Source organism: Scytonema sp. PCC 10023, from assembly GCF_963920835.1.
In the GTDB taxonomy this organism is placed as follows: Bacteria; Cyanobacteriota; Cyanobacteriia; order Cyanobacteriales; family Nostocaceae; genus Kalymmatonema.
The window spans coordinates 1-275 of record NZ_CAWUDP010000386.1; the positions used below are offsets into that span (position 1 = coordinate 1).

A 275-nucleotide genomic window follows, 5' to 3' on the forward strand; every position below is an offset into this window, starting at 1 on the left:
TGGTGATGGCTAATTCTTGTGGGTCTTGATGGCCTTGACAATCCAAATGATGAGGCAGGCACCCAGGAAAGCGGTGACGAAACTCCAGAAGAATCCGGCGCTGTCTTTGCCAAGGGCGAAGCCGAGAATAGCTCCGCCGATTAAACCGCCTGCTACGCCGGCGCCAATGTTGGCCCATACGCCCATCTGCTCATCGGTCTTCATGACCTTTGAGGCAAGCCAGCCTGCAAGTCCACCAAAAATAATCCAGCCTAGGAATCCAAAGGCGAGATGCA

At 54.2% G+C, this 275-nt stretch carries 1 protein-coding gene; it reads right to left on the minus strand.

What is annotated here, in order from left to right; genetic code table 11:
- Positions 1-9: 9 nt before the first annotated feature.
- Positions 10-275 (minus strand): GlsB/YeaQ/YmgE family stress response membrane protein (locus ACM0OZ_RS49305; RefSeq protein WP_414590229.1); only part of this gene is annotated, 266 nt, incomplete at its 5' end.